Raw genomic sequence first — 12,854 nt, forward strand, 5'->3', positions numbered from 1 at the left:
CTAGGAGATTCCATGAGCTACTCATTCACCGAGAAAAAACGTATCCGTAAAAGCTTTGCAAAACGAGCAAATATATTACAGGTGCCTTTCTTGTTGGCAACACAACTTGAATCATTCCGCGCTTTTTTGCAAGAAGATGTTGATCCTGCAACGCGTATTAATGATGGTTTACAGGCAGCATTTACCTCAATCTTTCCTATCGTTAGCCACTCTGGTAACGCCAAATTAGACTTTGTGAGCTACGTACTAGGTGAGCCTGCTTTTGACATGGTTGAATGTCAACAGCGCGGCTTAACCTATGCATCTCCATTGCGAGCAAAAGTCCGCTTGACGATAATGGATCGTGAAGCTTCTAAGCCTACTATTAAAGAAGTAAAAGAGCAGGAAGTCTACATGGGTGAAATGCCTTTGATGACACCTACTGGCTCTTTCATCATTAATGGTACTGAACGCGTAATCGTTTCTCAGTTGCATCGTTCGCCAGGTGTGTTCTTTGAGCATGATCGCGGTAAAACGCATAGCTCAGGCAAGTTGTTGTTCTCTGCTCGGATTATTCCATATCGTGGCTCATGGCTGGATTTTGAATTCGACGTAAAAGATTACCTATACTTCCGTATCGATCGTCGTCGTAAGATGCCAGTTACTACATTGCTGAAGTCACTGGGTTACAGCAATGAACAAATACTTGCAGAATTTTTCACTACTGACGTATTCCATTTAAGCAATCAGCTGATTCGCTTTGAATTAGTGCCTGATCGTTTGCGTGGCGAGATTGCTCGGTTCGACATTATTGATAAAGATGGTGCGGTTATTGTTGCTAAAGATAAGCGCATCACAGTCAAGCATATACGCATGATGCAAGAAGCTGGGTTACAGCAGATTGCTGTGCCAACTGACTTTATTCTGGGCCGTGTACTAGGCACTAATGTTGTCGATACAGCAACAGGCGAAGTGGTTGCGCATGCAAATGATGAAATCACTGATGTATTGTTAGCTAAGTTGCAAGAAGCGAATATTGCTTCAGTTAAAACTCTGTATGTGAATGAGCTAGATCAGGGTGCATTTATCTCGGCGACTTTACGTACAGATGAAACACAAGATCAGTATGCTGCTCGTGTTGCGATTTATCGCATGATGCGTCCTGGTGAGCCTCCTACTGAGGACTCTGTAGAAGCGCTATTTAATTCACTATTCTTTAGTGAAGATCGCTATGACTTGTCAGCCGTCGGTCGTATGAAGTTTAACCGCCGTATCGGTCGTGAAGAATTGGTTGGTAGTGGTGTGTTATCTACTGAAGATATCGTTTCAGTGATTAAAATATTAGTTGAGCTGCGCAATGGCCGCGGTGAGATTGATGATATTGATCACTTAGGTAATCGACGTATTCGTAGTGTTGGCGAGTTGGCAGAGAATCAATTCCGTGCTGGTTTAGTTCGTGTTGAGCGTGCTGTTAAAGAGCGTTTGTCACAAGCTGAGTCTGATAACCTGATGCCGCATGATTTGATCAATGCGAAGCCTGTTTCTGCAGCTATCAAGGAATTCTTTGGTTCCAGCCAGTTGTCGCAATTTATGGATCAAACCAATCCGCTGTCTGAGATTACGCATAAGCGTCGTGTTTCAGCTTTAGGACCCGGTGGTTTGACACGTGAACGCGCAGGTTTCGAAGTCCGTGACGTACATCCTACTCACTATGGTCGCGTCTGTCCGATTGAAACGCCTGAAGGGCCAAATATCGGTTTGATCAATTCATTGGCTTTGTATGCTAAAACTAACGAATACGGTTTCCTGGAAACCCCTTATCGTAAAGTAATAGATTCAAAAGTAACCGATCAGATTGATTATCTGTCAGCGATTGAAGAGGGCAAGTATGTTATCGCTCAGGCCAATGCTGAAATGGATGCCGAAGGTCGTTTCACCAGCGAAATCGTTTCATGTCGTTCTAAGAATGAATTTGAGTTGGCAGCACCTGACACCATTGATTATATGGACGTCGCACCTTCACAAATTGTATCTGTTGCGGCTTCATTGATTCCTTTCCTGGAACACGATGACGCGAACCGCGCATTGATGGGTTCTAACATGCAACGTCAGGCTGTACCTTGTTTGCGTGCTGAAAAATCATTGGTAGGTACGGGTATTGAACGTACTGCTGCAGTCGACTCAGGAACGACAGTTCAAGCTAAGCGTGGTGGTGTGGTTGATTACGTTGATGCTGGTCGTATTGTTGTTCGTGTAAACGACGATGAAACCAAGGCAGGTGAAGTTGGTGTGGATATTTACACACTGATCAAGTACACACGCTCTAACCAAAACACAAATATCAACCAGCGTCCGTTGGTGAATGTTGGTGATAAGCTGATGCGTGGCGATGTGATAGCTGATGGCGCGTCTACCGATATGGGTGAATTAGCCTTAGGTCAGAACTTGCTCGTGGCATTTATGCCATGGAACGGTTTCAACTATGAAGATTCGATTTTGATATCTGAAAAAGTTGTTGCTGATGATCGTTATACTTCAATACATATTGAAGAATTAACAGTTGTCGCGCGTGATACCAAGCTCGGACCTGAAGAAATTACCCGTGATATATCAAATCTATCCGAGCGCATGTTAAACCGTTTGGATGATTCTGGTATTTGCTTTATTGGTGCTGAAGTCGAGGCTGGTGATGTTCTGGTTGGTAAGGTGACACCTAAAGGTGAAACTCAACTGACACCAGAAGAAAAATTGCTGCGTGCTATTTTCGGTGAAAAAGCATCAGACGTGAAAGATACGTCCTTGCGTGTGCCTTCAGGCATGGCTGGTATAGTAATTGATGTGCAAGTGTTCACGCGCGAAGGTATCGAGCGTGATGCACGTGCGAAACAGATTATTGAAGACCAATTAGCCGGATATAAAAAGGACATGGCTGACCGTATGCGTATCGTTGAAAACGATACCTTTGCGCGTTTGCAACGTTTAATTACCGGTAAGCTTGCTAAAGGCGGTCCGAAAAAACTTGCAAAAGATACCGCTGTTGATCTTGCATACCTGGAAAGCATAAGTCGCTATGACTGGTTCGATATTCGCTTGGCTGATGACGAAGCAAGTCGCCAAATGGAATCACTTAAAGACAGTCTCGACCAGAAACGTATCGAGTTTGATGCGATGTTTGAAGAGAAGAAAAAGAAATTGACCGCTGGTGATGAATTGCAAGCGGGTGTGCAGAAGATGGTTAAAGTCTATGTTGCAGTTAAACGTCGTCTGCAACCTGGTGACAAAATGGCGGGTCGTCACGGTAACAAAGGTGTTGTTTCCAAAATTGTTCCGATTGAAGATATGCCGTTCACCGCAGATGGTACACCGATGGATATCGTCTTGAATCCATTGGGTGTGCCTTCACGTATGAACGTTGGTCAGATTCTGGAAACGCATTTGGGCTGGGCTGCCAAAGGGCTTGGTAAGAAAATTGATGCCATGTTGCAAGCGCAGAAGGAAGTTTCTGAAGTGCGTGAATTCATCGGTAAGATTTACAATTCTACTGGTCACAAGGAAGATATTGATAGTTTCACGGATCATGAAGTTATCGAATTAGCCAAAAACTTGCGCCAAGGTGTGCCTTTCGCAACCCCAGTGTTTGATGGTGCTTCTGAAGAAGAAATCAAAGACATGCTGGAGTTGGCTGATTTACCGCGCAGTGGACAAATCACCCTGTTTGATGGTCGTACTGGTGAAGCGTTCGATCGTAAGGTAACCGTTGGTTACATGCACGTATTGAAACTGCATCACTTGGTCGATGATAAGATGCATGCTCGTTCAACTGGACCGTACAGCTTGGTTACGCAACAGCCGTTAGGTGGTAAAGCGCAATTCGGTGGTCAACGTTTCGGTGAGATGGAGGTATGGGCACTGGAAGCTTATGGCGCATCGTACATCTTGCAGGAAATGTTGACGGTTAAATCTGATGACGTGAATGGTCGTACCAAAGTGTATGAAAACATCGTTAAAGGTGAACACAAGATTGAAGCAGGTATGCCTGAATCTTTCAACGTGCTAGTGAAAGAAATCCGTTCCTTGGCAATTGATATTGATCTCGAGCGTTATTAATGCAATGAGGGGTGATTGGCGCGCCCCTCTGTTGTACGCGCCTCATTGGAGAGAACTATGAAAGCATTGCTCGACTTATTTAAACAAGTCACTCAAGAAGAAGAATTTGACGCGATCAAGATTGGTCTTGCGTCACCTGAAAAAATCCGTTCATGGTCTTATGGCGAAGTAAAAAAGCCTGAGACTATCAACTATCGCACGTTCAAGCCCGAGCGTGACGGTCTGTTTTGTGCCAAAATTTTCGGCCCAGTAAAAGATTACGAATGTTTGTGTGGTAAATATAAGCGCTTAAAGCACCGTGGTGTTATTTGTGAAAAATGTGGTGTCGAGGTTACTTTATCCAAAGTGCGTCGTGACCGTATGGGTCATATCGAGTTAGCAAGTCCTGTCGCGCATATCTGGTTTTTGAAATCATTACCATCCCGCTTAGGTATGGTGCTGGACATGACTTTGCGTGATATAGAACGCGTACTGTACTTTGAAGCATATGTCGTTACCGATCCTGGCATGACGCCGTTAAATCGCTATCAGTTATTAACTGAAGATGATTATCTCGCAAAATATGATGAGTATGGTGATGAGTTCCGTGCCAGCATGGGTGCTGAAGGCGTGCGTGAGCTTTTGAAGAGCATAGATATACCGGCTGAAATCGCTTCAATTCGTGCCGACATGGAAAAAACCGGCTCCGATACCAAAATCAAAAAATTGGCAAAGCGTCTTAAAGTCATCGAAGCGTTCCAAAAATCAGGTATTAAACCTGAGTGGATGGTGCTCGAAGTCTTGCCGGTCTTGCCACCAGAATTACGTCCATTAGTACCGTTGGACGGTGGTCGTTTTGCGACTTCAGATTTGAATGATTTATATCGCCGTGTGATTAACCGTAACAATCGTTTAAAGCGTTTGTTAGAGCTTAAAGCACCTGAAATTATTCAGCGTAACGAAAAGCGTATGTTGCAAGAAGCAGTTGACTCATTGCTCGATAACGGTCGTCGCGGTAAAGCAATGACCGGCGCCAATAAGCGTCCATTAAAATCTCTTGCTGACATGATTAAGGGTAAGGGTGGTCGTTTCCGTCAAAACTTGCTTGGTAAGCGTGTTGACTATTCAGGCCGTTCCGTTATTGTGGTTGGTCCACAATTGCGCTTGCATCAGTGTGGTCTGCCGAAAAAAATGGCGCTGGAGTTATTCAAGCCATTCATATTCCACAAGCTGGAAGTGTTAGGTTTGGCTACAACAATCAAAGCTGCTAAACGCATGGTTGAAACCGAAGAGCCAGTCGTTTGGGACATACTTGAAGATGTTATCCGCGAGCATCCGGTCATGCTTAACCGTGCACCAACCTTGCACCGTTTGGGTATACAGGCATTTGAACCACAGTTGATTGAAGGTAAGGCAATTCAATTGCATCCTTTGGTATGTGCTGCGTTCAACGCCGACTTCGACGGCGATCAAATGGCGGTGCACGTACCTTTATCATTAGAAGCGCAAATGGAAGCGCGCACATTGATGCTTGCATCAAATAATGTGCTGTCTCCTGCTAACGGTGAACCTATTATTGTGCCATCGCAAGATATCGTTCTGGGTCTCTATTATATGACCCGTGAGCGCGTAAATGCGAATGGTGAAGGGATGAAATTCGCAGATGTGGACGAAGTGTCCCGTGCTTATGAATCACGTCAGGTCGAACTTAATGCAAAAGTTACTGTTCGTATCAAGGAAGCTTTTTATGACGAGCAAGGCGAACGTGCCGAGAAGGTGACTCGTTATGAAACAACTGTAGGTCGCGCATTGCTTTCAGAAATCTTGCCGATAGGTTTGGATTTCATGCATATCAACAAGATATTGAAGAAAAAAGAAATATCAAAATTGATCAACGTCAGTTTCCGTCGTTGTGGCTTGCGTGAGACTGTAATCTTCGCCGATAAATTAATGTACACCGGTTTCACCTATGCAACTCGCGGTGGTATGTCTATTTGTGTTGATGATATGTTGGTACCAACACAGAAACAAGAAATTATCAGCGCATCCGAAAAAGAGGTGCAAGAGATTCAGAATCAATATACATCTGGTCTGGTAACTCAGGGTGAGCGTTATAACAAGGTGGTTGATATCTGGGGTCGTGCTGGTGATCAAATTGCAAAAGCGATGATGACTCAGCTAGGTAGCGAGCCAGTTATTACACGTGATGGTGTAGCGACTACGCAAGAGTCATTCAATGCTATTTACATGATGGCAGATTCTGGTGCGCGCGGTTCGGCAGCTCAGATTCGTCAGTTGGCTGGTATGCGTGGTTTGATGGCCAAGCCAGATGGTTCGATTATTGAGACACCGATCACGGCGAACTTCCGTGAAGGCTTGAATGTTCTGCAGTACTTTATTTCAACCCACGGTGCGCGTAAAGGTTTGGCTGATACGGCGCTGAAAACAGCTAACTCAGGTTACTTGACCCGTCGATTGGTTGATGTGACGCAAGATCTGGTCATCATTGAAGATGATTGCGGCACACGTGATGGTGCTGTGATTAAAGCGCTGGTTGAAGGTGGTGATGTAATTGAGCCGTTGAGTGAACGCGTATTAGGTCGTGTAACAGCTCAAGACATTATTCATCCTGAGACTGGCGAAACAGTGATAGAAGCTGGCGTCATGCTCGATGAAAATATGGTTGAGCATATCGAATCACTTGATATTGATGAAGTGAAAGTTAGAACTGCGTTAACCTGCGAAACACGTTATGGTTTATGCGCCAAGTGTTATGGCCGAGATTTAGGTCGTGGTTATCTGGTGAACGTCGGTGAGGCTGTGGGTGTGATCGCTGCTCAGTCGATTGGTGAGCCAGGTACTCAGTTGACCATGCGTACGTTCCACATCGGTGGTGCTGCATCGCGTTCAGCCGCAATTAGTCAACTTGAATCTAAGTCAGCTGGTGAGGTGGTGTTTAGCCCTGCGATGCGTTATGTCACAAGTGTTAAAGGTGAAGATATCGCTATTGTACGTAGTGGTGAAATTATCATTATGGGTGAAAACGGTAGAGAACGTGAGCGCCATAAAGTGCCTTACGGAGCGACCTTAACCACCAAGAATGGTGACAAGATTAAAGCTGGCCATGTAATGGCGATGTGGGATCCACATACACGTCCGATTATTACCGAATATGCAGGACGCATACGTTTTGAAAACGTTGAAGAAGGTTCTACTGTTGCAAAACAAATTGATGATGTAACTGGCTTGTCAACTTTGGTTGTTATCGATCCTAAGCGTCGTGCTGGTGTGGCGAGTAAAGGGTTACGTCCACAAGTTAAACTTCTGGATGATGCCGGAGTAGAAGTTAAAATGGCAGGCGGTGAAACCCCTGTTAATATAACTTTCCAAATTGGCGCTATTATCACGGTTAAGGATGGACAAGATGTTGGTGTTGGCGAGGTATTAGCACGTATTCCACAAGAGTCATCTAAAACTCGAGATATTACTGGTGGTTTGCCACGAGTAGCAGAATTGTTTGAAGCGCGTTCACCTAAGGATGCTGGTGTGTTAGCTCCAGTTACAGGTACCGTTTCATTTGGTAAAGATACTAAGGGTAAACAACGCTTAGTAATTACCGATATGGATGGTCAGGCGCATGAATATCTGATACCAAAAGAAAAACACGTTACTGCGCATGATGGTCAGGTGGTAAACAAGGGCGAAACCATAGTTGATGGTCCAGCAGATCCACACGATATTCTTGCGTTAAAGGGTGTTGCGGAATTGGCTCGATATATCACTGATGAAGTGCAGGATGTATATCGTTTGCAAGGCGTTAAGATTAACGATAAGCACATCGAAGTTATCGTGCGTCAGATGTTGCGTCGTGTAAGTGTTGTCGATGTTGGCAATACTAAATTCATTCAAGGCGAACAAGTTGAGCGTGCTGAACTGCTAATCGAAAATGAGCGCGTAGTTGCGGAAGGTAAAGAACCAGCAACGTTTGATTATGTATTGCTAGGTATTACCAAAGCTTCACTTTCTACAGATTCATTCATCTCTGCGGCTTCGTTCCAAGAAACAACGAGAGTGTTAACCGAAGCTGCAATTATGGGTAAACGTGATGAGCTGCGCGGACTGAAAGAAAACGTTATTGTGGGTCGCTTAATCCCAGCGGGTACGGGTTTGGCTTATCACAATGCACGACGTATGCAGAAATTAGGTTTAGATATAGCTACTGAATCTGATATTTTTGTAACACCTGAAACTGTTGATACCGAGCAGTCGGCTTGACACTAGTTAAGTAAGCCTATAAAATTCATCGTCTTTTTTACCGAATATGAATTTTATAGGTAAATATTTAGTAATTTAACGTACTTGTGCGAGCAAGTACGCTACACAGCATCCTTTTTTAGGGTGTGCGCGTAATTTATTTGGAATCGAGATAGTATGCCTACAGTCAATCAGTTGGTGCGTAAACCACGTGCTGCAAAGCGCGTGAAAAGTAAAGTCCCTGCCCTTGAAGCTTGCCCACAAAAACGTGGTGTTTGCACACGGGTTTATACAACGACACCTAAAAAACCAAACTCAGCGTTGCGTAAAGTTGCACGTGTACGTTTGACCAACGGTTTCGAAGTAAGTAGTTATATTGGTGGTGAAGGCCATAACCTGCAAGAACACTCGGTCGTATTGATCCGTGGTGGTCGTGTTAAGGATTTGCCTGGTGTTCGTTACCATACAGTTCGTGGTAGTTTGGATACCGCTGGCGTTAAAGATCGTAAACAGAGTCGTTCTAAATACGGTACTAAGCGTCCTAAGAAAGCTTAAGTTAGTTTTTAATTGGTGTAGGGTTGCGGTAAAAGCGCGACGCGCGCCGCATTCCAGCATTAATGTAGTATTTGAGAGGTAGTTATGCCAAGACGTAGAGAAGTGCCCAAGCGCGATGTGTTGCCAGATCCAAAATTTGGCAATCAAGATGTTGCTAAATTCGTAAATGTGTTGATGTCCAGCGGTAAGAAATCTGTTGCTGAACGCATTATTTATGGCGCGTTTGAGCAGATGGGTAGTAAATCAGGTAAAGATCCTGTTGAGATGTTTTTGTTGGCGTTGAATAACGTGCGTCCGGTAGTTGAAGTTAAGAGCCGTCGTGTAGGTGGTGCTAACTATCAGGTTCCTGTAGAGGTTCGTCCGGCTCGTCGTTCAGCATTGGCTATGCGCTGGTTAAAAGAAGCTGCACGTAAACGTGGTGAGAAATCCATGGGTATGCGTCTTGCTGGTGAATTGATGGACGCTTCTGAAGGTCGTGGTGGTGCGATGAAAAAGCGTGATGAAGTTCATCGTATGGCTGAAGCAAATAAAGCATTCTCGCATTTCCGTTTTTAATTTAACTGCCAGTTTATGCTGGCAGTCTTAACTGGGTAGTAAAAAAGTGGCACGTAAAACTCCTATAGAACGTTATCGTAACATTGGTATCAGCGCACATATTGACGCTGGTAAAACAACGACTACCGAACGTATCCTGTATTACACAGGTGTTTCGCATAAAATCGGTGAAGTTCATGATGGTGCTGCAACCATGGACTGGATGGAGCAAGAGCAAGAGCGCGGAATTACCATTACTTCTGCTGCTACAACTTGCTTCTGGAAAGGTATGGACAATAACTACCCAGAGCATCATATCAATATTATCGACACGCCGGGACACGTAGACTTCACTATTGAAGTTGAGCGCTCGATGCGCGTGTTGGATGGCGCTTGTATGGTTTACTGTGCTGTTGGTGGTGTTCAACCGCAATCTGAAACCGTTTGGCGTCAAGCTAATAAATATGGTGTGCCGCGTTTGGCTTTCGTAAACAAAATGGATCGTACTGGTGCGAATTTCATGAAAGTTTACGAACAAATGCGCACTAGACTTAAGGCGAATGTAATTCCTATACAGATACCTATTGGTGCTGAGGAAAACTTTGCTGGTGTGGTTGATTTGGTAAAGATGAAAGCTATCTACTGGGATGACTCTACCCAGGGTATGAAATTTGACGAGCGTGAAATTCCAGCTGAGTTGTTGGATGAATGTACGTCATGGCGTGAAAAAATGGTAGAAGCAGCTGCTGAGGCTAGCGAAGAGTTAATGGATAAGTATTTGGAAGAAGGTGATCTTTCAGTTGCTGAAATTAAGAGTGCGTTGCGTATTCGTACCATTGCAAGCGAAATCATGCCCATGATGTGTGGATCCGCGTTCAAGAACAAGGGTGTTCAGGCTATGTTGGACGCCGTAATTGATTACCTGCCTTCACCTAAAGACATTCCACCGGTTAAGGGTGAATTGGAAGATGGTAGTGAAGGTGAGCGTAAGGCAGAAGACACTGAGCCTTTTGCTGCTTTGGCATTTAAGATTATGACTGATCCGTTTGTTGGTCAGTTGATATTCTTCCGCGTATATTCTGGTTCGCTCAATTCAGGTGATTCAGTTTATAACCCTATTAAGGGTAAAAAGGAGCGTATCGGCCGTATTCTGCAGATGCATGCTAACCAACGCGCTGAAATTAAAGAAGTGTTGGCAGGTGATATTGCTGCTGCAGTTGGTTTGAAAGAGGCTACAACTGGTGATACTTTGTGTGACCTGAATAAAACTATTATCTTGGAACGTATGATATTCCCTGAGCCGGTTATTCACGTTGCAGTAGAGCCTAAAACTAAGGCCGACCAAGAAAAAATGGGTATGGCGCTGAACCGTTTAGCTCAGGAAGATCCATCTTTCCGTGTTCGTACCGATGAAGAAACAGGTCAGACTATTATTTCTGGTATGGGCGAATTGCACCTGGAAATTTTGGTTGATCGTATGCGTCGCGAATTTAACGTGGAAGCTAATGTGGGTGCACCGCAAGTGGCTTATCGTGAAGCAATTCGCAAGGCTGTCGAAGTCGAAGGCAAGTTTGTTAAGCAGTCTGGTGGTAAGGGTCAGTACGGTCACGTATGGTTGAAAATGGAACCTAATGAGCAAGGTAAAGGCTTCGAATTTATTGATGCGATTAAGGGCGGTACGGTTCCACGTGAATTTATTCCTGCTGTAGAAAAAGGCTTGCGTGAAACATTACCAAATGGTGTCTTGGCTGGCTTCCCTGTGGTTGATGTCAAGGTTACGCTGTTTGATGGTTCATACCACGACGTTGACTCTAACGAGAATGCATTCAAGATGGCCGCGTCTATGGGTTTCAAAGACGGCATGCGTAAAGCTAGCCCAGTGCTTCTAGAGCCTATGATGGCTGTAGAAGTTGAAACACCTGAGGATTATATGGGTGATGTGATGGGTGATTTGTCTTCACGTCGCGGTATTATTCAGGGTATGGATGACACGCCAAGCGGTAAAGTAATTAAAGCTGAAGTGCCATTGGCTGAAATGTTTGGTTACTCGACAACTGTTCGCTCTATGAGCCAGGGTCGTGCAACCTACAGCATGGAATTTAAACACTATGCTGAAGCGCCTAAGAATGTTACTGAAGCAATTATCAACAAAAAATAATCTGACTATAAGGAATTAAATCATGGCAAAAGGCAAGTTTGAACGTACCAAGCCGCACGTAAACGTAGGCACAATTGGTCACGTTGACCACGGTAAAACCACATTAACAGCAGCGATTGCGACTATCCTCTCGAAGAAATTCGGCGGTGAAGCCAAGAACTATGCTGATATTGACTCAGCGCCAGAAGAAAAAGCGCGTGGTATTACTATCAATACTTCACACGTAGAATACGAAACAGAAAAGCGTCACTACGCACACGTAGACTGTCCAGGTCACGCTGATTACATCAAAAACATGATTACCGGCGCTGCACAAATGGACGGCGCAATCTTGGTTGTATCCGCTGCTGATGGTCCTATGCCACAGACTCGCGAACACATCCTGTTGGCACGTCAAGTTGGCGTACCATACATCATCGTCTACATGAACAAAGCAGACATGGTTGATGATGCAGAATTGCTGGAACTCGTAGAAATGGAAATTCGTGAATTGCTCAGCAAATACGACTTCCCCGGTGACGACACACCAGTTATCACCGGTTCAGCATTGAAAGCCCTTGAAGGCGACCAATCAGAAATCGGCGAAGCATCCATCTTCCGTTTGGCAGATGCGTTAGACAGCTACATCCCAGAACCGGAACGCGCAGTAGATGGCGCATTCCTGATGCCAGTTGAAGACGTATTCTCAATTTCTGGTCGTGGTACCGTAGTAACAGGTCGTATTGAACGCGGCATCGTAAAAGTTGGTGAAGAAGTTGAAATCATCGGCTTGAAGCCAACCGTTAAAACCACCTGTACCGGTGTTGAAATGTTCCGCAAGCTGCTAGACCAAGGTCAAGCAGGTGACAACGTAGGTCTGTTGTTGCGTGGTACCAAGCGCGAAGACGTAGAACGTGGTCAAGTTTTGGCTAAACCAGGTTCAATCAAGCCGCATACAAAATTCAGTGCAGAAATCTACGTACTGTCTAAAGATGAAGGTGGTCGTCATACACCATTCTTCAATGGTTACCGTCCACAGTTCTACTTCCGTACAACTGACGTAACTGGCGCAGTAGATTTACCAGCAGGTACCGAAATGGTGATGCCAGGTGATAACGTATCAGTATCAGTAGCACTGATCGCACCTATCGCTATGGAAGAAGGTCTGCGTTTCGCGATTCGCGAAGGTGGTCGTACTGTAGGTGCTGGTGTGGTCGCTAAAGTAATCGAGTAAATATACTTGCTGTAAAACATAAAGGGCGGTATAATTCCGCCCTTTCGTATTTGAAGTTCTGCTCTTTAAGGTGTG

The 12,854-nt window shown here is 44.7% G+C and carries 6 protein-coding genes; all 6 read left to right on the plus strand.

All coding sequences use genetic code 11. The annotated features are described in order from the left end of the window. The first annotated feature begins 12 nt into the window (after positions 1 to 12). Positions 13 to 4,086, plus strand: a complete 4,074-nt coding sequence (gene rpoB / locus SFSGTM_RS02955; RefSeq protein ID WP_162083858.1) for a DNA-directed RNA polymerase subunit beta — start codon at positions 13 to 15, stop codon at positions 4,084 to 4,086. Positions 4,087 to 4,143: 57 nt separating this feature from the next. Beyond that, positions 4,144 to 8,340 (plus strand): DNA-directed RNA polymerase subunit beta', encoded by a 4,197-nt coding sequence (gene rpoC, locus SFSGTM_RS02960; protein ID WP_162083859.1) that lies wholly within the window; start codon positions 4,144 to 4,146, stop codon positions 8,338 to 8,340. Between the two features lie 156 nt (positions 8,341 to 8,496). Next, positions 8,497 to 8,874 (plus strand): 30S ribosomal protein S12, encoded by a 378-nt coding sequence (gene rpsL / locus SFSGTM_RS02965; protein ID WP_162083860.1) that lies wholly within the window; start codon positions 8,497 to 8,499, stop codon positions 8,872 to 8,874. Positions 8,875 to 8,958: 84 nt separating this feature from the next. Then, a complete protein-coding gene (gene rpsG / locus SFSGTM_RS02970) occupies positions 8,959 to 9,429 on the plus strand; it encodes a 30S ribosomal protein S7 (protein WP_162083861.1) in 471 nt (156 codons plus the stop codon). A gap of 46 nt (positions 9,430 to 9,475) precedes the next feature. After that, on the plus strand, positions 9,476 to 11,566 hold the full coding sequence (gene fusA, locus SFSGTM_RS02975) for an elongation factor G (protein WP_162083862.1): 2,091 nt from the start codon (positions 9,476 to 9,478) through the stop codon (positions 11,564 to 11,566). A gap of 22 nt (positions 11,567 to 11,588) precedes the next feature. Then, positions 11,589 to 12,779, plus strand: a complete 1,191-nt coding sequence (gene tuf / locus SFSGTM_RS02980; RefSeq protein ID WP_162083851.1) for an elongation factor Tu — start codon at positions 11,589 to 11,591, stop codon at positions 12,777 to 12,779. The last annotated feature ends 75 nt before the right edge of the window (positions 12,780 to 12,854 follow it).

The organism is Sulfuriferula nivalis, assembly GCF_009937995.1.
Taxonomy (GTDB): Bacteria; Pseudomonadota; Gammaproteobacteria; order Burkholderiales; family Sulfuriferulaceae; genus Sulfuriferula; species Sulfuriferula nivalis.

What these genes read in the sequence shown, in the direction of transcription:
- rpoC (WP_162083859.1), top strand. Translation starts at nt 4,144, where the DNA reads ATGAAAGCATTGCTCGACTTATTTAAACAAGTCACTCAAGAAGAAGAA.
- rpsG (WP_162083861.1), top strand. Translation starts at nt 8,959, where the DNA reads ATGCCAAGACGTAGAGAAGTGCCCAAGCGCGATGTGTTGCCAGATCCA.
- rpoB (WP_162083858.1), top strand. Translation starts at nt 13, where the DNA reads ATGAGCTACTCATTCACCGAGAAAAAACGTATCCGTAAAAGCTTTGCA.
- tuf (WP_162083851.1), top strand. Translation starts at nt 11,589, where the DNA reads ATGGCAAAAGGCAAGTTTGAACGTACCAAGCCGCACGTAAACGTAGGC.
- rpsL (WP_162083860.1), top strand. Translation starts at nt 8,497, where the DNA reads ATGCCTACAGTCAATCAGTTGGTGCGTAAACCACGTGCTGCAAAGCGC.